The organism is Roseovarius nanhaiticus, from assembly GCF_900156535.1.
Classification (GTDB): domain Bacteria; phylum Pseudomonadota; class Alphaproteobacteria; order Rhodobacterales; family Rhodobacteraceae; genus Roseovarius; species Roseovarius nanhaiticus.
The window spans coordinates 220,486-243,338 of sequence record NZ_FTNV01000001.1 but is presented as its reverse complement, the minus strand read 5'-3'; the positions used below and the strand labels follow the sequence as shown (position 1 = coordinate 243,338).

The 22,853-nt window shown below is 60.8% G+C and carries 21 protein-coding genes; 13 read left to right on the top strand and 8 right to left on the bottom strand.

What is annotated here, in order from left to right:
- Position 1 precedes the first annotated feature (1 nt).
- From mnmG to BW975_RS01175, 4 genes are read left to right on the top strand one after another with little or no spacing between them, the layout of a single operon-like run.
- Positions 2 to 1,879 carry a tRNA uridine-5-carboxymethylaminomethyl(34) synthesis enzyme MnmG gene (mnmG, locus tag BW975_RS01190; protein WP_170846568.1) on the top strand — a complete coding sequence of 626 codons (1,878 nt, stop codon included), beginning with the start codon at positions 2 to 4 and terminating at the stop codon, positions 1,877 to 1,879.
- Positions 1,876 to 2,475: a 16S rRNA (guanine(527)-N(7))-methyltransferase RsmG gene (rsmG, locus tag BW975_RS01185; RefSeq protein ID WP_076530260.1), complete on the top strand. Its 600-nt coding sequence runs from the start codon at positions 1,876 to 1,878 to the stop codon at positions 2,473 to 2,475. Before mnmG ends, rsmG begins: the two co-directional genes overlap by 4 nt.
- The gene (locus tag BW975_RS01180; protein ID WP_076530258.1) at positions 2,468 to 3,277 is read left to right on the top strand and encodes a ParA family protein; all 810 of its coding nucleotides are present in this window, start codon (positions 2,468 to 2,470) and stop codon (positions 3,275 to 3,277) included. The genes rsmG and BW975_RS01180 overlap by 8 nt, the downstream gene beginning before the upstream one ends.
- 14 nt (positions 3,278 to 3,291) lie before the next feature.
- On the top strand, positions 3,292 to 4,194 hold the full coding sequence (locus BW975_RS01175) for a ParB/RepB/Spo0J family partition protein (RefSeq protein ID WP_076530256.1): 903 nt from the start codon (positions 3,292 to 3,294) through the stop codon (positions 4,192 to 4,194).
- A 2-nt stretch (positions 4,195 to 4,196) separates the two neighbouring features.
- Here BW975_RS01175 and hemW read toward each other — a convergent pair whose 3' ends face one another.
- From hemW to rph, 3 genes are read right to left on the bottom strand one after another with little or no spacing between them, the layout of a single operon-like run.
- Positions 4,197 to 5,354, bottom strand: coding sequence for a radical SAM family heme chaperone HemW (hemW, locus tag BW975_RS01170; protein ID WP_076530254.1), 1,158 nt, complete (start codon positions 5,352 to 5,354; stop codon positions 4,197 to 4,199).
- The gene (rdgB, locus tag BW975_RS01165; protein WP_076530252.1) at positions 5,347 to 5,955 is read right to left on the bottom strand and encodes an RdgB/HAM1 family non-canonical purine NTP pyrophosphatase; all 609 of its coding nucleotides are present in this window, start codon (positions 5,953 to 5,955) and stop codon (positions 5,347 to 5,349) included. The genes hemW and rdgB overlap by 8 nt, the downstream gene beginning before the upstream one ends.
- On the bottom strand, positions 5,948 to 6,664 hold the full coding sequence (gene rph, locus BW975_RS01160; protein WP_076530250.1) for a ribonuclease PH: 717 nt from the start codon (positions 6,662 to 6,664) through the stop codon (positions 5,948 to 5,950). Before rph ends, rdgB begins: the two co-directional genes overlap by 8 nt.
- A 133-nt stretch (positions 6,665 to 6,797) precedes the next feature.
- On the opposite strand from rph, the gene hrcA reads away from it, so the two are divergent.
- Complete coding sequence (hrcA, locus tag BW975_RS01155; RefSeq protein WP_076530248.1) at positions 6,798 to 7,862, top strand: heat-inducible transcriptional repressor HrcA; 1,065 nt, start codon at positions 6,798 to 6,800, stop codon at positions 7,860 to 7,862.
- A gap of 12 nt (positions 7,863 to 7,874) precedes the next feature.
- Positions 7,875 to 8,435 (top strand): nucleotide exchange factor GrpE, encoded by a 561-nt coding sequence (locus tag BW975_RS01150; RefSeq protein WP_076530246.1) that lies wholly within the window; start codon positions 7,875 to 7,877, stop codon positions 8,433 to 8,435.
- A 55-nt stretch (positions 8,436 to 8,490) separates the two neighbouring features.
- Here the strand turns inward: BW975_RS01150 and mutS are convergent, their stop codons facing one another.
- Positions 8,491 to 11,118 carry a DNA mismatch repair protein MutS gene (mutS, locus tag BW975_RS01145; protein ID WP_076533259.1) on the bottom strand — a complete coding sequence of 876 codons (2,628 nt, stop codon included), beginning with the start codon at positions 11,116 to 11,118 and terminating at the stop codon, positions 8,491 to 8,493.
- Positions 11,119 to 11,274: 156 nt separating this feature from the next.
- Here mutS and BW975_RS01140 point away from each other — a divergent pair, with 156 nt between their 5' ends.
- Complete coding sequence (locus tag BW975_RS01140) at positions 11,275 to 13,530, top strand: NADP-dependent malic enzyme (RefSeq protein ID WP_076530244.1); 2,256 nt, start codon at positions 11,275 to 11,277, stop codon at positions 13,528 to 13,530.
- 28 nt (positions 13,531 to 13,558) lie between these two features.
- On the opposite strand, the gene BW975_RS01135 is transcribed toward BW975_RS01140, so the two are convergent.
- From BW975_RS01135 to BW975_RS01125, 3 genes are all read right to left on the bottom strand, one after another.
- Positions 13,559 to 14,452, bottom strand: a complete 894-nt coding sequence (locus tag BW975_RS01135) for a DMT family transporter (protein ID WP_076530243.1) — start codon at positions 14,450 to 14,452, stop codon at positions 13,559 to 13,561.
- 85 nt (positions 14,453 to 14,537) lie between these two features.
- Entirely contained in the window at positions 14,538 to 14,825 is a 288-nt protein-coding gene (locus BW975_RS01130; protein ID WP_076533258.1) for an HU family DNA-binding protein, read from the bottom strand.
- Positions 14,826 to 14,963: 138 nt separating this feature from the next.
- The gene (locus BW975_RS01125; protein WP_076530241.1) at positions 14,964 to 16,442 is read right to left on the bottom strand and encodes an AMP nucleosidase; all 1,479 of its coding nucleotides are present in this window, start codon (positions 16,440 to 16,442) and stop codon (positions 14,964 to 14,966) included.
- Between the two features lie 118 nt (positions 16,443 to 16,560).
- On the opposite strand from BW975_RS01125, the gene BW975_RS01120 reads away from it, so the two are divergent.
- A complete protein-coding gene (locus BW975_RS01120) occupies positions 16,561 to 17,427 on the top strand; it encodes an SDR family oxidoreductase (protein WP_076530240.1) in 867 nt (288 codons plus the stop codon).
- 73 nt (positions 17,428 to 17,500) lie between these two features.
- The gene (gene pncB, locus BW975_RS01115) at positions 17,501 to 18,793 is read left to right on the top strand and encodes a nicotinate phosphoribosyltransferase (RefSeq protein WP_076530238.1); all 1,293 of its coding nucleotides are present in this window, start codon (positions 17,501 to 17,503) and stop codon (positions 18,791 to 18,793) included.
- Positions 18,794 to 18,849: 56 nt separating this feature from the next.
- On the opposite strand, the gene BW975_RS01110 is transcribed toward pncB, so the two are convergent.
- A complete protein-coding gene (locus tag BW975_RS01110; RefSeq protein WP_076530236.1) occupies positions 18,850 to 19,176 on the bottom strand; it encodes a PRC-barrel domain-containing protein in 327 nt (108 codons plus the stop codon).
- A 139-nt stretch (positions 19,177 to 19,315) separates the two neighbouring features.
- On the opposite strand from BW975_RS01110, the gene BW975_RS01105 reads away from it, so the two are divergent.
- The 4 genes from BW975_RS01105 to BW975_RS01090 are packed head-to-tail and all read left to right on the top strand — an operon-like array spanning position 19,316 to position 22,808.
- Positions 19,316 to 19,966: a histidine phosphatase family protein gene (locus BW975_RS01105; RefSeq protein ID WP_076530235.1), complete on the top strand. Its 651-nt coding sequence runs from the start codon at positions 19,316 to 19,318 to the stop codon at positions 19,964 to 19,966.
- Positions 19,967 to 19,984: 18 nt separating this feature from the next.
- Positions 19,985 to 20,599, top strand: coding sequence for a glutathione S-transferase family protein (locus BW975_RS01100; RefSeq protein WP_076530233.1), 615 nt, complete (start codon positions 19,985 to 19,987; stop codon positions 20,597 to 20,599).
- 12 nt (positions 20,600 to 20,611) lie between these two features.
- Positions 20,612 to 21,661 carry a saccharopine dehydrogenase gene (locus BW975_RS01095; RefSeq protein ID WP_076530231.1) on the top strand — a complete coding sequence of 350 codons (1,050 nt, stop codon included), beginning with the start codon at positions 20,612 to 20,614 and terminating at the stop codon, positions 21,659 to 21,661.
- A gap of 1 nt (position 21,662) precedes the next feature.
- A complete protein-coding gene (locus BW975_RS01090) occupies positions 21,663 to 22,808 on the top strand; it encodes a saccharopine dehydrogenase family protein (RefSeq protein ID WP_076530229.1) in 1,146 nt (381 codons plus the stop codon).
- Positions 22,809 to 22,853: the final 45 nt, after the last annotated feature.

The following is a 22,853-nucleotide window of genomic DNA, read 5'->3' as shown; positions in this document are numbered from 1 at the left end:
AGTGTTTCACGTGAAACATTGCGAGTTCGACGTGTTGGTCATCGGGGGCGGTCATGCCGGTGCGGATGCCGCGCATGCATCTGCCCGATTGGGAGCGAATACGGCACTGATTACCCTGTCGCAGAACGATATTGGTGTGATGTCCTGCAACCCCGCAATCGGCGGTCTGGGAAAGGGTCATCTGGTTCGCGAAATCGACGCGCTCGACGGTCTCATGGGGCGCGTTGCGGATGCGGCTGGGATTCAGTTTCGCCTGCTCAATCGTCGCAAGGGGCCGGCAGTACAAGGACCACGCGCACAGGCCGATCGGAATCTGTATCGCGATGCAATGCAAGCCGAGCTGGCACAGCAAGAGAATCTGACCATTGTCGAAGGGGAGGCCGCAGACTTCTTGATGGACGCAGACGTGGTCAAAGGGGTCCGGCTCGCTGATGGATCTGAGTTGCGATCCCGTGCTGTCGTTTTGACGACTGGCACGTTCCTGCGTGGGGTCATTCATATCGGTGACATTTCGCGCCCCGGTGGCCGTATGGGAGATAAGCCGTCCATCAAGCTTGCAGAGCGGATTGACAGCTTCGGACTACAGATGGGCCGCCTCAAGACCGGTACGCCGCCGCGGCTGAGTGCGAAGTCCATCAACTGGGATATTTTGGAACAACAGCCGGGCGACGATGATCCGGTGCTTTTCTCTTTTCTCTCTAAAAGGCCGCAGGCGCGGCAAATCTCGTGTGGGATAACGCATACAAATGAGCAAACACACGATATCATTCGGGAGAACCTCGATCTCTCTGCTATGTACGGAGGTCATATTGACGGCGTTGGGCCGCGATACTGCCCTTCGATCGAGGATAAGGTGGTGCGGTTTGCGGATAAGACATCCCATCAGATCTTTCTTGAGCCGGAAAGTCTGACGACTGATCTCATATATCCGAATGGGATCTCCACCTCCTTACCGCAGGACGTGCAGTTGCGGTATGTTCGGTCAATCGTTGGACTTGAGAGTGCAGAAATCATCCAGCCGGGCTACGCGATTGAGTATGATTATGTCGATCCCCGGGCACTGGACGCAGGCCTGGCGTTGCGAGACGTTCCTGGACTATATCTCGCCGGGCAGATCAATGGCACGACAGGCTATGAGGAGGCCGCGGCCCAGGGTTTGGTTGCTGGACTGAATGCTGCTCTTTACGCTCAGGGGCGTGATCCTGAGACGTTCAGCAGATCCAGCTCGTATATAGGGGTCATGATTGACGACCTTATCACTCGGGGCGTGACTGAGCCGTATCGAATGTTTACGTCACGGGCGGAGTTCAGGCTGTCCTTGCGTGCGGACAATGCCGATCAGCGTTTGACTGGTCGAGGCATCGAGCTTGGCTGTGTCGGGTCCGCGCGACGTGCAGCATTTGATGCGAAGTCATCCGCCTTGAAAATAGCCCGAGCGCAGCTGGATAATGGTACGTTCACGCCCCGACAGCTCTCGGACATCGGATTGCGCGTTAACCAGGACGGTGCTCGGCGCACTGCGTTCGAGATCCTCGCTTTTCCAGATGTCGATTTTTCTCACTTGATCCAGCTTGACGAATCGTTGGCCAAGATTGCGCCAGAGATTGCGGGCCAGCTGGCGAAGGATGCGCTTTACGCGAACTACATTTCCCGACAAGAGCGAGATATTGCACTTGTGCAGCGGGACGAGGCGCACGCGATCCCGTTAGATTTTGATTATTTCTGCCTTGGGGGACTTTCGAATGAGCTTAAGAGCAAGCTTTCTCAAGTGAGGCCGGCAACTTTGGCGCATGCGGCACGTATAGATGGGATGACGCCAGCCGCTCTGACGTTAATCCTGACGCGCCTTCGTAGCAACGGTAAGGTCCGTACAGGATGACCGCTGACTTGGATGTTTCACGTGAAACAATGGACCGCTTGCGCGCGTTTGAGCAAATTGTGAAGAAATGGACGCCCAAGATCAATCTTGTCTCCCGCGACAGTGCTTATGACATCTGGGGTCGCCATATTGCCGATTCAGTTCAGCTTTTCGAGGCCGTGTCGCCAGATCGGCATACTTGGGTGGATTTGGGATCAGGCGGGGGCTTTCCAGGGGTCGTCGTCGCCATACTCGCCCATGGATCCGACACTGAGGTTACAATGGTCGAAAGTGACGGGCGAAAATGCGCCTTCCTGCGCGCCGCACTGCGGGAAACGGGTGTCGACGCGACGGTCCTTAACCAACGTATCGAGCAGGTAGAGCCGCAAAATGCCGATGTGGTATCGGCGAGGGCGCTTGCGGATTTGACCACACTCCTCGGATATGCGGAACGTCACTTAACACAAGGCGGCACAGCAGTTTTCGCGAAAGGTGCCATGTGGCCGCAAGAGGTCGAGGCAGCAAGATCGCAGTGGAATTTCGATTTGGAAGCCGTTAAAAGCAAGCTTGTTCCAGAGGCCGCAATTCTCAAGATTTCAGGAGTGTCCCGTGTCTGATCCCACCCGTCCGCATGGGCCCCGAATTATCGCAATCGCCAACCAAAAAGGCGGTGTTGGAAAAACAACGACGACAATCAATCTGGGTGCTGCGCTTGCGGAGCAGGGGCAGAAGGTGATGATCGTCGACCTGGACCCACAGGGAAACGCATCCACGGGGCTTGGTATCGATATTGAGGACCGGGAGTTCACGACGTACGAGTTTTTGCTCGAAGATATCGACCTTGGGCAGATCATACAGCCGACGCGCGCGGAAAACCTGTCCATCATTCCTGCGACGGTTGACCTCAGCTCCGCAGACATCGAGCTGATTTCCAACGAAAAGCGCAGTTTCCTGCTTCATGACGCCCTGCGCCAGACGGCAATTGATCGTTATGACCTGGACTATGTTCTAATCGACTGCCCGCCATCCCTGAACCTGCTGACTGTCAATGCGATGGTTGCGGCGCATTCTGTCCTCGTGCCATTGCAGAGCGAGTTTTTCGCACTTGAGGGTCTTTCGCAATTGATGCTGACAATTCGTGAAGTGCGGCAATCCGCAAATCCCAAGCTGCGGATTGAGGGAGTTGTCCTTACAATGTTTGACGCCCGTAATAACCTGTCGGGTCAGGTTGAAAAGGACGCTCGCGACAACTTGGGCGATCTGGTTTTCAAGACACTCATCCCGAGGAATGTGCGCCTGAGCGAGGCGCCGTCATACTCGATGTCGGTTTTGGATTACGATCCGCAATCGCGGGGCGCAGATGCCTATCGTGCTCTCGCCAAAGAACTGATGCAAAATCAAGCGCTTGTTGCGGCGTGACGAAGGGATACTCCATGGCTGACAAACCTCAGAGACAACGTGGCCTTGGGCGCGGTCTGTCCGCCCTTATGGCGGATGTAAATGATCGGGATGCGGCTGAGAAGGGCGAGGCACCTCAGCCTGATATGATGGTTCCCATCGAACAGGTGGTCGCGAATCCTGATCAGCCCAGGCGCCGGTTCGATCCGGATCTGCTCGACGATCTCTCGGCGTCTATCAAGGAAAAGGGCATCATTCAGCCGCTTATCGTGCGCCGCAAATATGGTGGATTCGAAATCGTCGCGGGTGAGCGTCGTTGGCGGGCGGCCCAGAAGGCGGGCTTGCATCAGATCCCAGTCATCATCCGGGATTTCGACGACACTGAGGTCCTTGAGATTGCGATCATCGAGAATATCCAACGGGCCGACCTGAACCCGGTGGAAGAGGCGGCGGGCTATATCCAGCTGATGAACAAATTCGGTCATACTCAGGAGAAGCTTGCCGAAGCCCTGGGCAAAAGCCGTAGTCACATTGCGAATACGATGCGGCTGATGCAGCTGCCCGAGGTTGTGAGGGACTTTGTGACAGAAGGCAAACTGTCCGCTGGGCATGCCCGAACACTGATTACCGCTAAAGACCCGATTTCACTCGCGAAAAAGGTGATATCCGGTGATCTTTCGGTGCGCGATACCGAAAAACTTGTGCGCAAGGCGGCGGATGAACCGGAGGGTGATCGGCCGGCCACTGTCGGCAAAAAGCGCGGTGGAACAGCCAAAGACGCCGATACCCGCGCCCTTGAGGATGATCTGTCAGCCAATCTCGGAATGAAGGTGTCCGTGGACCATAAGGACGGCAGCGAAAGTGGCGCGCTCTCGATTTCCTATACGACGCTGGACGAGCTGGATGAACTGTGCCGGATTCTTTCGACCGGCAAATAGGCTCAGTCTGGCAACAGTTCGGCGATAACCGCGTTAAGGACCGGGCGGCCCTTTTCGGTTGCCATGAGGCGGTCGTTTTGTACGCGGACCATTTCGATATCTACCAGATCCGCGATCTTTTGAGAATCGAGCGGGCCGCCAGATATCTCTTGGTAGCGGCGTAAATCCACGCCTTGGTTTACGCGAAGACCCATCATCAAATACTCACCGGCCTGATCCGCTGCCGAAATGACTTGGCGCGGTTTCTCCGTGATGCCAGCATCACTCCGCTGGAGCCAGGCATCGGGATGGGGGTAGGCTTCGGTTGCCCATCTAGTGCCATCTAATGTGAGCCTACCATGCGCACCGGGGCCGATTCCGATGTAGTCGCCGCCTTGCCAGTAAATCAGATTGTGCCGCGACTCGGCGCCTGGCACCGCGTGGTTGGAGACCTCATAGGCGGGCATGCCTGCCGCCTCGCAAAGCTCTTGGGTCAGCTCATACATATCGGTCGCGAGGTCATCCGCGGGAAGACCGCGCAGCTTGCCTGCGTCGAAACGCGACCCAAAAGCTGTGCCGGGTTCGATCGTCAGCTGATAAAGCGACATATGGTCAATGGCCATGCCAAGCGCTTCAGATAATTCAGCACGCCACTGGGCCAGCGTCTGATCCTGCCGAGCGTAGATCAAATCAAAGCTTACGCGGTCAAATTGGGCGCGGGCCACATCAAACGCAGCGCGCGCTTCTGCTACGGAATGCAGGCGGCCAAGACGCTTGAGATCCGCATCATTCAGAGCCTGAATACCCATTGAGACCCGATTTACACCCGCGTCCGCGTAGCCGGCAAAACGGCCTGCCTCGACCGAACCGGGATTGGCCTCGAGCGTAATTTCCATGTCATTGGCAAAGATCCAATGTCCGCGTACCCGGTCCAAGATGGCTTGGACGGTTTCGGGTGGCATCAGACTGGGTGTTCCGCCCCCGAAGAAGACGGAATTAAGAACGCGGCCACTGGTAGTTTCGGCATAGCGATCAATTTCGCGCAGGAACGCGGCGCGCCATGCATCTTGATCAACCGCCGAGCTCACATTGCTATTGAAGTCGCAATAGGGGCATTTGGCAGCGCAAAATGGCCAGTGCAAGTATAGGCCAAAGCCGCCATGGCGCCAATCCTCAGCCAAGGCAGCCTTTCACCAGCTGGGAAAAGGCATCGGCGCGATGGCTGATGCGGTTCTTTTCCGCTGGATCCATTTCGGCAAAGCTGATATCGTAGCCATTGGGCTGAAAAATGGGGTCATATCCGTGGCCTTGCGCGCCGCGCATGGGCCATGTGAACTGCCCCTCGACTGTGCCCGGGAACACCTCGTCGTGGCCGTCGGGCCAAGCAATGACGAGTGTGCAGCAGAAACGCGCGGTCCAAGGCTGCGCGGCGCCGCTGTCGATCAGCCGGTCATGCGCCTTTGTCATGGCCATCTCAAAATCGCGACCCTGGGACGTTTCCGCCCAGTCGGCGGTATAGACACCCGGCGCGCCATCCAGGGCGTCGATCTCTATCCCGGAATCGTCCGATAGCGCGGGCAGGCCGGTCGCTTTGGCGGCAGCGTGCGCCTTGATGCGCGCGTTGCCGACAAAAGTGGTTTCGGTCTCGTCCGGCTCGGGCAGATTGCGCTCGGCAGCGCCGACGACCTTGATACCGTGCGGCGCGAGAAGTTCAGCGAACTCGGCCAATTTGCCTGCGTTATGCGTGGCCACAAGAAGGGTATCGCCGGCCAGCTTACGCATTGACCGCGGCCAGCTGTGCAGCTGCCAACTCTGACACGCCTTTTTCGGCGAGATCCATGAGCTGGTTCATCTGATCGCGATTGAAGGTCGCGCCTTCTGCGGACATTTGAACTTCAATCAACTTGCCCGATTGTGTCATGATGAAGTTCCCATCGACGCCGGCTTCGCTGTCTTCGGGATAATCCAGATCCAGCACTGCCTGGCCTGCATAGAGGCCGCAGGACACGGCGGCGACCGGATCAACCAGCGGGTCCGAAGTGACAGCCCCGGTCTTGATAAGCTTGTTCACGGCCAGTTTCAGCGCGACCCAGCCGCCCGTGATGGAGGCGCAGCGCGTGCCGCCATCTGCCTGGATCACGTCGCAATCCACGGTGATCTGACGCTCGCCCAATGCGACACGATCAACGCCGGCGCGCAAGGACCGCCCGATCAGGCGCTGGATTTCCACGGTGCGCCCGCCTTGTTTGCCCGCCGTCGCCTCGCGCCGCATACGCGAGGTGGTGGAGCGGGGCAGCATGCCGTACTCTGCCGTGACCCAGCCGAGGCCGGAACCCTTGATGAAAGGCGGCACACGGTCTTCGATGGTGGCGGTGCACAGCACATGGGTGTCACCGATCCGGATCATGCACGACCCTTCAGCATGTTTCGTAACGCCCGTTTCGATTGAAACGGCGCGCATCTCGCTTAACTCTCTACCAGACGGGCGCATGGATGATCCTCTTTCAAACTTTTTCGCGGGGATACAGGGCGCGGAAAGGGGATGGCAACCCCGATTGCCGCAGACCTCATTGATCTTGAGCCCGACACAGCCTTAGATAACCCGAAAGGGCAAGGAAACCAGCATGAGCGACGCAAGACAATTGCTCGAGGAGATGAACGACCGATCGCGCGAAGTTTTTCGCCGCGTGGTCGAAGGATATCTGCTGACCGGCGCGCCCGTTGGATCGCGCAGCCTGACCCGCGAGCTTAGCGAGAAGGTCAGCGCCGCCACCGTGCGCAACGTGATGCAAGATCTGGAATATATGGGTCTGCTGGACAGCCCTCATGTCAGCGCCGGGCGCGTCCCCACGCAGACCGGCCTCCGGATGTTCGTCGATGGTCTGCTTGAGGTTGGAGATCTGCAAACCGCGGACCGCGCCCTGATGGACAGTACGATGTCGTCGAATTCCGACGATGTCGCAGGTGTTCTGGATCGGATCGGGCAGACGCTTTCAGGTGTGACACAAGGCGCGTCGTTGGTGTTGGCGCCCAAGCATGAAGCGCCAATCAAGCATATCGAATTCGTCAATCTTGGCCCCGATCGCGCGCTGGTCGTCCTGGTCTTTGCGGACGGCCACGTGGAAAATCGGATATTCACACCCCCGCCGGGCCAAACGCCCAGCTCGATGCGGGAAGCGGCAAACTTCCTGAACTCGCTTGTCGAGGGCCGCACGCTCAGTGACGTCTCGACCGTGATTACGCAGCAGATCAGTGAGCGGCGTCAGGAAATCGACACACTGGCCCATGCGATGGTCGAGAGCGGTCTGGCCGTTTGGGCCAAGGAAGGCGAGGGGCCAGACCGCCTGATCGTGCGAGGCCGGTCGCATCTGCTGAATGCCGGTGCGGATGAGGTTGATCTGGAGCGCATCCGCACGCTCTTTGACGATCTGGAGCGCAAGCGGGACATCGCCAATTTTCTCGAGCTGGCGGATGAGGGCGAGGGCGTGCGCATCTTTATCGGCTCCGAGAACAAACTTTTCTCACTTTCGGGTTCCTCTTTGGTGGTCTCTCCTTATATGAACGCTGACCGGAAGATCGTCGGCGCCGTGGGGGTCATCGGACCCACGCGGCTGAATTATGGACGCATCGTTCCGATAGTGGATTATACGGCACAGCTCGTCGGCAAGCTGATCGCCGACAGAAGTTGAAGGACACGGACCATGGCAGAGCGCAACAATGACGAGTTTCTCGATGATATCGAACAGGCCGAGGCCGAGGCGTATCAAGAGGACATGAATGAAATTTCCGATGAGGACGCCGAGTTGGACACACTTCGGGCCGAGCGGGACGCACTGCACGACAAATTCATGCGCGCGCTGGCCGATGCCGAAAACGCACGCAAGCGCGCGGATCGTGACCGCCGCGAAGCCGAAAATTATGGCGGCTCGAAGCTGTCGCGCGATCTGCTGCCGGTCTACGACAACATGAAGCGCGCGATCGAGGCCATCCCCGAAGATCAGCGCGAGGCGTCAGCCGCCTTCATCGAGGGCATCGAGCTGACGATGCGTGAACTGCTCAACGTGTTCAACAAGCATGGCATTCGCATCGTGTCGCCCGAGATCGGCGAGAAATTCGATCCGCAGCACCACGAGGCGATGTTCGAGGCGCCGCTGCCCGGCACCAAAGCGGGCGAGATCATCCAGGTCTCGGCCGAAGGCTTCATGCTGCATGACCGTATCCTTCGCCCTGCGAAAGTCGGCGTTTCGTCGATGCAAGGCTAAGGCCCGAGTTGTTTTACGTGAAACGCCCCGAAGACTGCTTCGGGGCGTTTCTCTGTCAATGCGTCTCTGACGCGGGCAGTTTCGCCTTCAGCTCATAGATCAAAGCCAGTGCGTCGCGCGGGCTCAGCTCATCCGGCAAAACCGACTTCAGCGCTTCCTCTACATTCGAGGGCGCGCGTGCCGTTTGGGGCGCAGGGGCCGGCCGGCTGGAGAATAGCGGAAGGTCGTCGATCAAGGCATCGCGGGCGCTGCCGCCCTCACGCTCGCCGCGCTCCAAAGCGTCGAGCACAACCCGCGCCCGTTCGATCACGCTTGTCGGCAGCCCCGCCAGCTTGGCCACTTGAACGCCATAGGACCGGTCCGCGGCGCCCTTGCGCACTTCATGCAAAAAGATGACGTCGCCTTGATGTTCCTTGACTGCAACGGTGGCGTTATCGACGCGGGCCAACTTGTCCGTGAGGTTGGTCAGTTCGTGATAATGCGTGGCAAAGAGCGCGCGACAGCCATTGACCTCATGCAGATGCTCCAACGTGGCCCATGCGATCGAGAGGCCATCATAGGTGGCCGTGCCGCGCCCGATCTCATCCAGTATGACCAGGGCGCCCGCATCCGCCTGATTGAGGATCGCTGCCGTCTCGACCATTTCTACCATGAAGGTCGACCGCCCTCGCGCCAGATCGTCAGATGCGCCGACCCGGCTGAAAAGTTGGCTGACCACGCCGATATGAGCAGATCTCGCAGGCACGAAACTGCCCATTTGAGCCAAAAGAGCGATCAGTGCGTTCTGTCGCAAAAAGGTCGATTTACCCGCCATGTTCGGACCTGTCAGCAGCCAGATATCGCTGACATCGCCGAGATTGCAATCATTCGCGACAAACGGCCCGGCACCCTGCGCACGCAGCGCCTGTTCGACCACTGGATGGCGCCCGCCGATGATATTCATCGCGCGGCTTGCATCCACCTGAGGTTGGCACCAGTTCGCCTCGACCGCGAGATCGGCAAGGGCTGTGGTCAGATCCAGCTGGGACAAAGCGCGTGCGGTTTGTGTGAGTTGCGCGGCGCGCTCCAGAATGGCGCTTTTCAGCCTGTCGTAGAGCCGCTTTTCGATGTCGAGCGCACGGCCGCCGGCATTGAGAATGCGCGTCTCCATCTCAGACAGTGCGACGGTGGTGAACCGCACCTGATTGGCCGTCGTCTGGCGGTGCTTGAACGTCTCGTTCAGGGGGGCCGACAGCATCTTGTCGGCATGGGTCGCCGTGACTTCGACGAAATAGCCCAAGACATTGTTGTGTTTTATTTTGAGCGACGAAATTCCGGCGGTCTGGGAATACTCGGACTGCATGCGAGCAATGACGCCGCGCCCTTCGTCGCGCAACTGCCGGGCATCGTCCAGATCGGCATCATAACCCTCCGCGATGAATCCGCCATCGCGCACGAGCAGCGGCGGCTCGGCAATCAGGGCCTGATCCAGAAGATCCAGCAAGGCATCATGGCCGGTCAGATCCTGGGTGAGGATCGTCAAGGCTTCGGGCAGCTCCATGTTCCCCATGCGGGCGGCGATGTCCTCGGCCCCTTCCAGCCCGTTGCGCACCGCAGCCAGATCACGAGGGCCGCCGCGGTCCAAAGCAAGGCGCGAAAGCGCCCGATCAAGATCCGGCACCTTGCGGAGATCATGACGCAGATCAGTTCTGAATCGAGACTGTTCCACGACAAACGCGATCATGCTTTGGCGGTTTCGGATCACGTCCAGATCGCGCGATGGGCTGGAAAGTCGGCGCTCGAGCAGGCGCGCACCGCCGGCTGTGACCGTACGGTCCATAACGGCGAGCAATGATCCCGCCCGACCGCCGGAAAGAGCTTGCGTGAGTTCCAGATTGCGCCGCGTCGCCGCGTCAATCTGCATGACGCCGGCCAGGTTTTCGCGCTGGGGTGGCTGCAGCAGGGGCAGATTGCCCTTCTGCGTGATCTCCAAATACTCGACCACAGCGCCCATTGCGGCAATTTCCGCCCGGTCGAACGTTCCGAACGCGTCGAGCGTTTGAACCTCAAAAAGGGCGCACAGCCGTTTGGCCGCGCCGGTGCTGTCGAAGGCCGCGCGCCCAATGGGTGTGAGGGATGCGCCAATGTCAGACACTAAACCGTGCATATCAGTGTCTGCGCCATCGGCCACCAAAACCTCGCTGGGGGCAAGCCGCGCCAGTTCTGGCCCGATGCGCGACGGGGGCAGTGGCAAGACATGCAGGGCGCCCGTCGAGATATCGGCCCAAGCAAGTGCATGCGCGCCTCGTACCTCGGCGATAGCGGCAAGGTAATTATGCCGCCGCGCCTCCAAAAGCGACTCTTCGGTCAGCGTTCCGGGGGTGACCAGTCGCACGACCCCGCGCTTGACCACGGATTTCGAGCCGCGCTTTTTTGCCTCTGCCGGATTCTCCAGCTGTTCGCAGACTGCTACGCGAAATCCCTTGCGGATCAGCGTCAACAGATAACCTTCGGCTGAATGTACGGGGACACCGCACATGGCGATATCCTCGCCCATATGCTTGCCGCGCTTGGTCAGCGCAATATCCAGCGCTTCGGCGGCGGCTGCGGCATCGTCGAAGAACAGCTCGTAGAAATCGCCCATGCGATAGAACAGCAGTGCATCCGCATGCTCTGCCTTGATTTCGAGATATTGCGCCATCATCGGCGTGACTGTGTCGGTGGTCACGAAACATCCCCCATCGCTGCGGCGAACCTACAAACCATGGGCGTCCGGCGAAAGCCCATTCCGCGCGACAGTTGAGGGCGCGGGCAGAGACCGCTATGCAGGTGGAAACGCATTTTCAGGACGCAAGCGCTCATGGCAAATCCCAAATTCACCCCCGAAGAGGCGCTGGCCTTCCATCTCGAGCCGACGCCCGGCAAGTTCGAGATCACCGCGACGGTGCCGATGACGACGCAGCGCGACCTTAGCCTGGCCTATTCGCCGGGTGTCGCGATCCCGTGCCTCGCCATCGAGGAGAACCCCGAAACAGCGTATGACTACACCAACAAAGGCAACCTCGTTGCTGTGATCTCGAACGGGACGGCGGTTCTGGGCCTCGGCAATCTGGGTGCGCTGGCGTCGAAGCCGGTGATGGAGGGCAAAGCGGTGCTCTTCAAGCGGTTCGCGGATGTGAACAGCATCGACATCGAGTTGGATACCGAAGATGCTGATGCGTTCTGCAATGCGGTGCGGCTGATGGGGCCGACTTTCGGGGGCATCAACCTCGAGGATATCAAGGCGCCCGAATGTTTCATCATCGAGCAGCGCCTGAAGGAAGAGATGGATATCCCCGTCTTTCACGACGACCAGCACGGAACTGCCGTGATCTGTGCCGCAGGTCTGATCAACGCGCTGCACCTGAGCGGCAAGAAGATCGAGGATGTGCGGATCGTGCTGAACGGTGCGGGCGCGGCGGGCATCGCCTGCCTTGAGCTGCTGAAAACCATGGGCGCGCGGCACGAGAATACCGTGATGTGCGACACCAAGGGCGTGATCTATCAGGGCCGCACCGAGGGCATGAACCAGTGGAAGTCCGCCCACGCAGTCAAAACGGATCGCCGCACGCTGGCCGAGGCCATGGAGGGCGCCGACGTTTTTCTGGGGGTGTCGGCAAAGGGCGCGGTGACGCAGGATATGGTCGCCAGTATGGCGCCTGATCCGGTGATTTTTGCCATGGCGAACCCCGACCCCGAGATCACGCCCGAGGAGGCGCATGAGGTGCGCCCCGACGCCATCGTCGCCACAGGGCGCAGCGACTATCCCAACCAGGTGAACAACGTTCTGGGCTTTCCCTATCTCTTCCGAGGTGCGCTGGATGTGCATGCCCGGGCGATCAACGACGAGATGAAGATCGCCTGCGCCGAGGCGCTGGCCAGCCTCGCGCGGCAGGATGTGCCGGACGAGGTGGGCATGGCTTATGGGCGCAAGTTGGCCTTCGGGCGCGACTACATCATCCCGGCGCCTTTCGATCCGCGCCTGATCCACACGATTCCGCCCGCGGTGGCCAAGGCCTGCATGGCGACGGGTGCGGCACGGCGGCCTATCGTGGACATGGAGGCGTATGAGATTTCACTGAAAGGCAGGATGGATCCAACCGCCAGCATCATGCGCTCGATCAATGCGCGCGCGCGGGCGGCGCAGGCGCGGATGATCTTTGCCGAAGGGGACGACCCCCGCGTGCTGCGCGCCGCCGTGCAGTATCAGCGCGCGGGCATGGGCAAGGCCATCGTCGTTGGCCGTGAGGCCGATGTGTCGGCCAAGCTGGAGGCGGCGGGTATGGCCGACGCCGTGGCCGAGCTCGAGATCGTGAACGCGGCGAACACCCCGCATCTGGAGGAGTATCGCGCCTTTTTGTATCACCGCTTGCAGCGCAAGGGCTATGATCGACATGACATCAACCGTCTCGCGACCCGAGACCGCCATGTCTTTGCCTCGCTGATGTTGGCACATGGCCATGGGGACGGCTTGATTACCGGGGCCACGCGCAAATCGGCGCATGTGCTGGAGCTGATCAACCATGTGTTTGACGCCGATGCCGAGCATGGCGTCGCCGGTGTGACGGCTGTGATGCACAAGGGACGGATCGTGCTGGTGGCCGACACGCTGGTGCAGGAATGGCCGGATGAAAACCAGCTTGCCGATATCGCCGAGCGTGCCGTGGATGTGGCGCGCCATCTGGGCCTTGAGCCTCGCGTGGCCTTTGTCAGTTTTTCGACCTTCGGCTACCCTCAATCCGAGCGGGCCGAAAAGATGCACCGCGCGCCCAAGGTACTGGAGCGGCGCAGCGTCGATTTTGAATTCGAAGGCGATATGACTGTGGACGTCGCACTCAATACTGCGGCGCAGGAAGCCTACCCCTTCCAGCGCCTGTCTGGCCCAGCCAATATTCTTGTCGTGCCGGCGCGGCACTCGGCCTCGATCTCGGTCAAGTTGATGCAGGAAATGGCGGGCGCGACGGTGATCGGACCGATCCTGTCGGGGCTGGATAAGTCGGTGCAAATCTGCTCGTCCACTTCGACGGCGACCGATATCGTCAACATGGCAGTGCTGGCGGCCTGCAAGGTCGGCTGAGGGCGCCTGTGGATTTTGAGTATTTTCGCTAAGATGAAACCGGGGTGGGCTTGTCCTTCGCGGGCCTGCGAGAGAGCTGCACCGCCAGAATGCCGCCCATGATGATCGCGACGCCAATCAGATCGGTCGGGTGAAGCTGTTCGCCCAAGACGATCGCGGCGATTGCAACGCCAAGGAACGGGTTGAGAAAGTGGAAGGTGGCGGCACGCGTCGCGTTAATGCGCTGTACCAACTTGAACCACACCAACGTGGCGGCAAGGCCAGGTATCAGTGTGGTCCAGGCAAAGGCGGCGCCCAATTTCCAGCTCCAGTCGATGACGAGGGTCTCGGTGAACGTCGCGACGACAGCAAGGACTGCGCCACCGATCAGCATCTGCAGCCCGACGACCATCAGGAAGTTGCCGCCCGACGTGGCGCCCCGCACGCTGAGCGTGGCCACTGTCAGCGCAACGGCCCCGATGATGCAGAGGGTAAGCCCGTAAGGATCGACGCCGCCCGAGAAACGCGTGCCCATGACCAGCGCCACACCGGCAAAACCGGCGAGCAGGCCGGCAACGGTCAGCTTGGTCAGCTTTTGTGACAGGAAAAGCCACGAGGCGAGCGCGACCAGCAGGGGCATCATTGATGCGATGATGACCGCCAAGGACGCCTCAATCGTCTGCATGGCGACGAAATTCAGGCCCAGGTAGAGCGCGTTCTGGCAGATCCCGAGGATGATGCAGGCGCGCCATTGTGCCGCGGTCAGGCGCCAGGATTGGCCGAGGATCAGAGCGAGCCCGACACCAAGCCCGCCGGAAATCAAAAAGCGCAAGGCTAGTGCGCTGAGGGGCGGCGCCGCTTCGACGATGATCCGGGCCGATGTAAAGGCGCTGGACCACATTATGGCGAAGCCGACGCCCATCACGATACTGCGCAAATCCATTGCTCTGCCTTGCCTCTGAGGGCCCGAATGAAAAAGGGCCGCCTGTTCGGGGCGACCCTTTAGAATTCTGGTGCAAGATGCAAGATCAGCCGTTGACGCTGTCTTTCAGTGCCTTGGCGATGGTCATCTTGACGACCTTGTCTGCGTCTTTCTTGATCTGCTCGCCCGTGGCGGGGTTGCGAACCATACGCTCGGGACGCTCGCGGCAGTAGATTTTGCCAACGCCGGGCAGGGTAACCGCGCCGCCACCGGACACTTCGCGCGTGATCACGTTGATGATGCTGTCGAGGGCAGTGCCCGCTGTTTTCTTGTCGCTGCCCATTTCATCGGCCAGTGCAGCCACAAGTTGGGTCTTTGTCATCGGTTTTGCCATTGCATGGTCTCCCTCATATCTGCCCGTCATTTGGGCCTCGCGGTAAGGTGTAACGCTATTTCATTGGGTATTACAACGCATACTGGCGCGCTGCGCGCGAAAATTGCGCAGAAAAACGCCTGTCGACGCCGGCTCTGGTCACAGAAAGGCCGTTTCATCGAAAGCGCGCAATTTACGGCTGTGAAGCCGGTCGAGCGGCATTTGCGATAGCGCCTCCATTGCGCGGATGCCAATCATCAAGTGGCGCGCGACCTGATCGGTGTAAAAGGCGCTGGCCATCCCGGGTAGTTTCAGCTCGCCATGCAGCGGCTTGTCCGAGACGCACAGAAGCGTGCCGTATGGCACGCGAAAGCGAAATCCGTTTGCGGCGATGGTCGCGCTTTCCATGTCGAGGGCGATGGCGCGGCTCTGGCTGAGACGGCGCACCGGGCCGGAATTGTCGCGCAGTTCCCAGTTGCGGTTATCCACGCTGGCCACCGTTCCGGTGCGCATGATGCGCTTGAGCTCGTAGCCTTCCAGCTGTGTCACATCCTCGACCGCCTCCTCGAGAGCGATCTGGATTTCGGCCAAGGCCGGGATGGGCACCCAAGTGGGCAGATCCGCGTCCAGCACGCCATCCTCGCGCAGATAGGCGTGGGCCAGAACATAGTCGCCCAGCCGCTGCGAATTGCGCAGGCCCGCGCAATGGCCGACCATGATCCACGCATGGGGGCGCAGCACGGCGATATGGTCTGTCGCCGTCTTGGCGTTGGAGGGTCCGACGCCGATATTGACCAACGTGATACCCGAGCCGTCAGGTTTCTTGAGGTGATAGGTCGGCATCTGCGGCATTTTGGTGGGGGCCTGAAGTGGCTGGTCGGGGCCGGTGATCTCGGCGTCTTCGGTGGCGACGAAGCTGGTATAGCCGCTGTCCGGATCTGCGAGGGCACGGCGGGCATAGGCTTCGAATTCGGACACGTAGAACTGGTAATTGGTGAAAAGGACGTGGTTCTGAAAATGTGCGGGCGAGGTTGCCGTGTAATGCGCCAGCCGCGCCAGCGAGTAATCCACCCGCTGCGCCGTGAAGGGGGCAAGTGGCGCCGTGTCGTCGGGGGCGGGCGCGGCGGTGCCGTTGATGATGTCGTCATCCATCGTGACAAGATCCGGAACGTCGAACACGTCGCGCAGGGTGAACCCCGCGGCACCCTCATGCGGCACTGTCATGCGTGCATCTTGCGCAACGGCAAAGTGGACGGGCATGGGCGTGTCCGACACGCCGATGCTGACTGGAACCTCGTGATTTTCGATCAGGAGGCCGATTTGCTGGATCAGGTAATCGCGGAACAGATCCGGTCGCGTCACGGTCGTCGCATGGGTGCCGGGCGCCGCCACATGACCGAAAGAGAGGCGCGTGTCGATTCCTGCAAAGCTGGACGTCGTCAGGCGAATTTCGGGATAGAAGGCCCGGATGCGGTGGGTTGGCCGCGGCCCGGCAAGCGCGGTCATGAAACCCTTGCGCAGAAAGTCCACGGCCTGATCATAGAGCGCGCAAAGATGGTCGACGGCGGCGGTTGCCTCGGTGAACTCTTGTGCCGGCATGTGCTCGGGGCTGTCGATCAACGGGTCGGTCGGGGTCATCAGGTGCTCTTTTCGACTGGGTGTGCGGTAGCTGTTAGATAACGGTGCACTTTGCGCCAGCAAGGCGCAAGCGGGCGGCGCCCTTGCCTTGCCAGTGACCTAGGCGCATATCAGGAGAATGACAAAAACACTCTTTTGCTTTGGATACGGATATTCCGCCCGCGCGCTGGGCGCGCTTTTGCGGCGCGAGGGAGGCTGGCGAATCATCGGCACCACGCGCGATGCGCAAAAAGCCGAGATGTTGGAGGCCGAGGGGGTCGAGCCCGTGATCTGGCCCGGCTCCGATATTTCGGCACAGTTGAATGAGGCCACGCATCTCTTGATTTCCGCCGGGCCGAATGAGGACGGCGATCCCGTACTGGCCGAACTGCACGCGGCCATCGCCCGCGTCGCGCCACGTCTTGAATGGGCCGGGTATCTCTCGACTACCGGCGTTTATGGCGATCAGGATGGCGGATGGGTGGATGAGACAACCCCGCTCGACCCCGGCACGCGGCGCGGCGTGTTGCGGCAGGAGGCCGAGGCGGCCTGGGCTGCGATCCCCGGCCTGCCGCTGCACATCTTTCGGCTGGCCGGCATCTACGGGCCGGGGCGTGGACCGTTTGCCAAGGTCCGCTCGGGGCGGGCGCGCCGCATCATCAAAGATGGCCAAGTCTTCAGCCGCATCCATGTCGAGGATATCGCCCAGATCGTTGCCGCATCGATGCACGCGCCTGACCCGGGCGCGGTCTATAACCTTTGCGATAACGATCCTGCGCCGCCGCAGGACGTGATAGCCTATGCGGCGGAATTACTTGGCCTGCCCTTGCCCGAGGCGGTGCCCTTCGAGGAGGCAGAGATGTCCCAGATGGCGCGCAGCTTCTATTCAGAATCCAAGCGGGTCAGGAATGACCGGATCAAGACGGATCTGGGCATCACGCTGCGCTATCCCACTTACCGTGAAGGGCTGCGCGCGATGATGGATGATCCCGCCAACGGCAGCTGAGATCACGCGGCAAGCCTTGCCATTCCTGCCCCCGCCCTGCTTTAACCCTGCGGAAGCAATTCCGGAGCCTGACATGGTCGATATCGCCAGCCGCGTGCACAATCACAAATGGAAGATCGACCCGATTGTCCGATCCCTGATCGACACCGACTTCTACAAGTTGCTGATGTGTCAGTCCGTCTTTCGCAACCGGCCCGACACACAGGTCACGTTCAGCCTGATCAACCGGGCCAAGCATATTCCGCTGGCCAATCTGGTGGACGAGGGCGAGTTGCGCGAGCAGCTGGATCACATTCGCTCGCTTTCGCTGTCACGCGGCGAAAGCACGTGGATGCGCGGGAATATGTTTTACGGCAAGCGGCAGATGTTCAATCCCGACTTCATGGACTGGTTCGAGAAGCTGCGCCTGCCGCCCTATTATCTCGAGCGGGTCGGCGATCAGTACGAGCTGACATTCGAGGGCTCCTGGCCCGAGGTCATGCTGTGGGAAATTCCCGCTCTCGCCGTGTTGATGGAGCTGCGCAGCCGCACCGTGCTGCACAGTATGGAGAAGTTCGAGCTGCAGGTTCTTTATGCCCGCGCGATGACCAAGCTTTGGGAAAAGGTCGAAACCCTGCGCGAGGTGCCCAATCTGCGCCTTGCGGATTTCGGCACGCGGCGGCGGCACTCGTTCCTGTGGCAGGATTGGTGCGTGCGCGCGATGCACGAAGGGCTGGGCGAGAAATTCGTTGGCACGTCAAACTGTCTCATCGCCAAAAACCGCGATCTGGAGGCGATTGGCACCAATGCGCATGAAATGCCCATGATCTATGCCGCTCTTGCTGAAAACGACGAGGAATTGGCCCGCGCGCCCTATGACGTTCTGAGCGACTGGCACGAAGAGCATGAGGGCAATCTGCGCATCATTCTGCCCGACACCTATGGGACCAAGGGATTCTTGGAAAACGCCCCGGATTGGCTGGCCGGCTGGACGGGTATTCGCGTGGACTCGGGCGATCCGGCCACCGCCGCCGAGTTGGCCATAGACTGGTGGAGCCGCCGCGGCGAGGACCCGTCACAAAAGCTGATCATTTTTTCTGATGGTCTGGACGAGGCCAAGATCGCGGAACTGCATGCGCAATTTTCGGGCCGGGTGCGCGTGTCATTCGGCTGGGGAACGTATCTGACCAACGATTTCAGGGGTCTTGTGCCAAACGACGCGCTGGCGCCGTTTTCGATGGTCTGCAAGGCGGTGGCGGCCAATGGGCGTCCCACCGTCAAGCTGTCGGACAACCCCAACAAGGCGATGGGCCCGGCGGATGAAATCGCGCGATACAAACGGGTCTTCAATGTGGGTGATCAAGCGTCGCTGACCGTCGAGGTCTGAAAAAGGCGCGGGCTATGTCGCAGCCCGCGCCGGTCACTCAACCAGCTTGATACAGCTTAATCATCCCACTTTGGTAGTGCCTCGAGTTGCTCTTCGGTCATGTCGCTGACGTACTGGCCGCCCTGCCATTGCAGTGCGTCGATCGAGACGACCACGTCTTCGTCCCCGATGTCCAGAAAGCCGCCTGTGTCCACGACATAGGCCACAGGTTTGCCATCGGCCCCAACCAGCACGTCTTCGATTTCGCCCAGCTTGTCACCGGCGGCATTGACGACATTGGCATCATCGACACTGCGCAGCTGTGCAATGTCGAGCGACATATCCTGTGCCAGTGCGGGCGTTGCGGTAGCTGCGACTGCGGCAATCATGATGGGTCGGAACATGTTTTCCTCCTTCGGATGCGGTTGATATTGACCCTAAACGTCTGCCCGTTGCGGCGGTTCCTGCAGCGCACCGGAAATGCCCCTTGGAGCGGCGCCGCACCGGCGCTAGGTATACTCGCCTGAATAAGGGACGTGACGTGTGACCGAAATCATCCTTATCCGCCACGGGCAGGCCAATTCTGGCGCCTCTGACGAGGCGGGCTACGACCGCTTGTCCGACTTGGGTCATCGCCAGGCCGCGTGGCTGGGCGAATGGCTGCAATCGACGGATCCGCATTTCGATCGGGTGATCACCGGTACGCTTACAAGGCAGCGCCAGACTGCGCATTCCATGGGCTTTGCCGCAACCGGCGAGGATGCCCGCCTGAATGAGCTGACCTATTTCGCATTGGCCCAGGCAATGGAGGCGCAGCACGGCGTCGCCGCACCTGACACCGCGCAGGAATTTTCACACTACATGCCACAGGTCATCGCGCATTGGGCCGAGGACCGCTTGGCCGATGTGCCGGAAACTTTCGGCAGTTTTCACACTCGTATCACCACAATGATCGACGAGATCGCGTCTCAGCACGGGCGCAGCATGCTGGTGACATCGGGCGGCGTGATCGGCATGATCATGCGGCATGTCCTCGGGCTTGATACCCATTCCATGACCCGCATGATGCTGCGCACGCATAACAGCTCGGTCCACCGGCTACGCCATGTTCACGGGCAGTTGGTGCTGGACAGCTTCAACGCCACACCGCACCTTGACGCCAAGGATCGGGCCCACGCCCGCACATTCATCTAGATCCGGCAGGAGACTGACATGAAACTCTATTACGCCCCCGGCACCGTATCCATTGCGGTGGCCATCGCCCTGCACGAGGCGGGCCTCGATTTTGACGCACAAAAGGTCAGCTTCAAGGATGCCGAGCAGACCAAGCCCGAGTATCACGCCATCAACCCCAAGGGCCGGGTGCCTGCGCTGGAGGTAGATGGCAGGGTCCTGACCGAGACAGGCGCCATCCTTGATTACATTGCCGCTGTCGCGCCCGATACCGGGCTGATGCCCGAGGCGCCGCTGGATGCTGCGCGCGTGCGCGGCGTGATGCATTACCTCGCCAGCACGGTACAGCCCAACCACGCACATGGCCCCCGCGCCTATCGCTGGGCCGAAAAGGAGGAAAGCCACGCCGACATGCGCGCGCAAGTGCCCAAGACGATGGCCGCCAGCGCAACCTATATCGAGGATCATTGCCTCAAAGGGCCGTATGTCATGGGCGATCATGTGACGGTGGCCGATCCGCATCTCTTTGTGATGTGCCTCTGGCTGAAGGGTGACGGCGTCGATGTGGATGGCTATCCGCTGATCACCGCCTTCATGGCCGCGATGGAAGAGCGCGAGTCGGTCAAGGCCGTCCGCGCTGCCGGTATGCTGTAAGGGAGGCTGAACATGACACATCTATGGGTCCGCGCCGAGCAGCGCACCAATGAGGAACGCGTCGGACTCACACCCGACGGTGCGCGCGCGCTCATCGCCGAGGGCATGACAGTGACGGTCGAGGAAAGCCGCCAGCGCGCCATCCCGATAGACGGCTACCGCGATGCGGGATGCACCATCGCCCCCGAGGGCAGTTGGCCCGAGGCGCCCGACGATGCCATCATCTTCGGCCTCAAGGAACTGCCCGAGGATGGCACGCCCCTGCGGCATCGCCACATCATGTTCGGCCACGCCTTCAAGGGGCAGCATTCCGGCCGCGCGCTGCTGGAGCGGTTCAAGGCGGGCGGCGGCACGCTTTATGATCTGGAGTATCTCGTTGATGGTCAGGGGCGCCGTGTTGCCGCCTTTGGCTATTGGGCGGGGTATGCGGGCGCCGCCGTCACGGTGAAATCATGGGCCGCGCAGCGACGCGGCGGCATTTGCCCGGCTGTGGGCACCTATTCGGGCAAGGACGCTCTGCTTGCCGACCTTGAGCGTGATCTCGAAGGGCTCCGTGCGCCGTCGGCCATCATCATCGGCGCGCTGGGCCGCGTCGGGACCGGAGCGGCTGACCTCTGCGATGCGCTGGGCCTCGCCCCCACACGCTGGGACATGAACGAGACGTCGAAGGGCGGGCCGTTTCCCGAAATCCTCGCCCACGACATGTTCCTCAATTGCATCTTTGCACGGCCCGGTACGCCGGTTTTTGTCCCCGCCTCTGCACTGGACGCGCCCCGTGACCTGACCGTAATCGGTGACGTCGCCTGCGATCCGGACAGCGATTACAACCCGGTGCCGATTTACGACGAGGCCACAGATTGGGCCGCGCCCGCGCGCCGCGTCCATGACGCGCCACCCATGGATGTGATGGCCATCGACAATCTGCCCTCGCTCTTGCCGGTCGAGGCAAGCCAAGACTTTTCCGCGCTGCTCTTGCCCTCGCTGCGCGGGTTGGGCCATCTTGACTGCGGCGTCTGGGGACGGGCGCATGAGACATTTACAGACGCGATGAAAGGCCTTTGACATGACAATACATTGGTGCGGTACTGGCCTCTCGGCTATCCCAGGTTTGCGCAGATTGATTGAGGCGGGGCATGAAGTGACCGTCTGGAACCGCAGTATCGGCAAGGCGCAGGACGCCGTGGGTGATCTGACGCAGCGCATTCAGGCCTTTGATATGGACGCACTGACGGCCGAGGTGCAGGCAGGCGACATTGTGGTCTCGATGCTGCCCGGCGATTGGCATGTCCCGCTGGCCGAGCTCTGCCTAACCAAGGGCGCGCATTTCGCCAGCTCGTCCTACATCGCGCCCGAGATGCGCGCGCTGCATGCGCGGGCCGAGGCAGCGGGCCTGACCTTCGTCAACGAGATCGGCCTCGATCCCGGCATCGACCACCTGATGGCCCACGCGCTGATCGCGGATTACCGCGCCAGCGGCGAGGTGGACCCCGAGAACGACCTGACCTTCCTCAGCTATTGCGGCGGCATCCCCAAGCATCCAAACGCATTTCGCTACAAGTTCAGCTGGTCGCCCCTCGGCGTGCTCAAGGCGCTGCGCTCGCCCTCGCGCTCGATCCGCGATCATGCGGAATTGCGCGTCGACCGCCCCTGGGACGCGATCAGCAGCTACTCCGCGCCGCTGCCCGCGCCCGAGACGTTCGAGGTCTATCCCAACCGCGACAGCCTGCCTTTCATCGAGGATTACGGCTTTGACCCGAACTGGCGGATCAAGGAATTCGTGCGGGGCACCCTGCGTCTCAATGGCTGGACCGAGGCATGGGCGGACGTCTTCAAAGAGGTCGAGACGTTGCAGGGCCCTGAGGGCGACGCGCGCTTGCGCGAGATGTCCGACACGTTCTGGGGCGAGCATGCCTATGACGAGGGCGAGCCCGACCGCGTGGTGATGTGCGTCTCGCTCAAGGCCGAGCGGGACGGCGCCACGGTCTGGCACAAGACCTATGTGATGGACGCATGGGGCGACGAACGCGGCACGGCCATGGCGCGGCTCGTCTCGATCCCGCTCTCGATGGCGATCGAGTCGGCCCTCGCTGGCGAGCTTCCGGCCGGTGTCAGCCCCGCCCCGCACGATCCGGCACTGGTCGATCGCTACCTGGCCGAGGTGCGGCGCCTTGCCCAGCATGTCGAACTTGTAGATCATCTGGCCGGCTGAGGGCCGCGTGCTTTCATTGTTCTGAAAACACTCAATTGCGCGATC

What these genes read in the sequence shown, in the direction of transcription:
- BW975_RS01100 (WP_076530233.1), top strand. Translation starts at nt 19,985, where the DNA reads ATGAAACTCTATTACGCCCCCGGCACCGTATCCATTGCGGTGGCCATC.
- BW975_RS01135 (WP_076530243.1), bottom strand. Translation starts at nt 14,452, where the DNA reads ATGGATTTGCGCAGTATCGTGATGGGCGTCGGCTTCGCCATAATGTGG.
- BW975_RS01095 (WP_076530231.1), top strand. Translation starts at nt 20,612, where the DNA reads ATGACACATCTATGGGTCCGCGCCGAGCAGCGCACCAATGAGGAACGC.
- BW975_RS01130 (WP_076533258.1), bottom strand. Translation starts at nt 14,825, where the DNA reads ATGGCAAAACCGATGACAAAGACCCAACTTGTGGCTGCACTGGCCGAT.
- rsmG (WP_076530260.1), top strand. Translation starts at nt 1,876, where the DNA reads ATGACCGCTGACTTGGATGTTTCACGTGAAACAATGGACCGCTTGCGC.
- BW975_RS01150 (WP_076530246.1), top strand. Translation starts at nt 7,875, where the DNA reads ATGGCAGAGCGCAACAATGACGAGTTTCTCGATGATATCGAACAGGCC.
- rdgB (WP_076530252.1), bottom strand. Translation starts at nt 5,955, where the DNA reads ATGCGTAAGCTGGCCGGCGATACCCTTCTTGTGGCCACGCATAACGCA.
- BW975_RS01140 (WP_076530244.1), top strand. Translation starts at nt 11,275, where the DNA reads ATGGCAAATCCCAAATTCACCCCCGAAGAGGCGCTGGCCTTCCATCTC.
- rph (WP_076530250.1), bottom strand. Translation starts at nt 6,664, where the DNA reads ATGCGCCCGTCTGGTAGAGAGTTAAGCGAGATGCGCGCCGTTTCAATC.
- mutS (WP_076533259.1), bottom strand. Translation starts at nt 11,118, where the DNA reads ATGATGGCGCAATATCTCGAAATCAAGGCAGAGCATGCGGATGCACTG.
- BW975_RS01090 (WP_076530229.1), top strand. Translation starts at nt 21,663, where the DNA reads ATGACAATACATTGGTGCGGTACTGGCCTCTCGGCTATCCCAGGTTTG.
- BW975_RS01120 (WP_076530240.1), top strand. Translation starts at nt 16,561, where the DNA reads ATGACAAAAACACTCTTTTGCTTTGGATACGGATATTCCGCCCGCGCG.
- BW975_RS01110 (WP_076530236.1), bottom strand. Translation starts at nt 19,176, where the DNA reads ATGTTCCGACCCATCATGATTGCCGCAGTCGCAGCTACCGCAACGCCC.
- BW975_RS01125 (WP_076530241.1), bottom strand. Translation starts at nt 16,442, where the DNA reads ATGACCCCGACCGACCCGTTGATCGACAGCCCCGAGCACATGCCGGCA.
- BW975_RS01175 (WP_076530256.1), top strand. Translation starts at nt 3,292, where the DNA reads ATGGCTGACAAACCTCAGAGACAACGTGGCCTTGGGCGCGGTCTGTCC.
- hrcA (WP_076530248.1), top strand. Translation starts at nt 6,798, where the DNA reads ATGAGCGACGCAAGACAATTGCTCGAGGAGATGAACGACCGATCGCGC.
- pncB (WP_076530238.1), top strand. Translation starts at nt 17,501, where the DNA reads ATGGTCGATATCGCCAGCCGCGTGCACAATCACAAATGGAAGATCGAC.